This window comes from Nocardioides sp., from assembly GCF_024509035.1.
Classification (GTDB): Bacteria; Actinomycetota; Actinomycetes; order Propionibacteriales; family Nocardioidaceae; genus Nocardioides.
Window position 1 is genome coordinate 1 of the sequence record NZ_JANINT010000360.1, and the last position, 569, is coordinate 569.

The following is a 569-nucleotide window of genomic DNA, read 5'->3' on the forward strand; positions in this document are numbered from 1 at the left end:
AGAACGGTTCGACGTTGTCGTGGCCGAAGGAGCGGGCAGCCCGGCCGAGATCAACCTGCGCTCCAGCGACTACGTCAACATGGGCCTGGCCCGCCACGCCGACCTCCCGGTGGTCCTGGTCGGCGACATCGACCGGGGCGGTCTCTTCGCCTCGATGTTCGGCACCCTGGCCCTGCTGGAGCCGGCGGACCAGGCGCTGCTCGCCGGGTTCGTGGTCAACAAGTTCCGCGGCGACCTCGGTCTGCTGCGCCCGGGCCTGGACCAGCTGGAGCGGATGACCGGCCGGCCCGTGCACGGGGTGCTGCCGTGGCACCCCGATCTGTGGCTCGACTCCGAGGACGCCCTCGACCTGGAGGGCCGCCGCAGCAGGGACGGCGCCCGGGTGCGGGTCGCGGTCGTACGGCTCCCCCGGATCAGCAACTTCACCGACGTCGACGCCCTGGGCCTCGAGCCGGACCTCGACGTCGTCTTCGTCTCCGACCCGCGCGACCTCGCCGATGCGCACCTCGTGGTGCTGCCGGGCACCCGCGCGACCCTGGCTGACCTCGCGTGGCTGCGCTCCCGCGGGC

At 73.1% G+C, this 569-nt stretch carries 1 protein-coding gene; it reads left to right on the plus strand.

Translation table 11 applies throughout. The annotated features are described in order from the left end of the window. A partial coding sequence (locus tag Q0L15_RS21285; protein WP_296606754.1) for an AAA family ATPase occupies positions 1-569 on the plus strand: 569 nt, incomplete at both ends.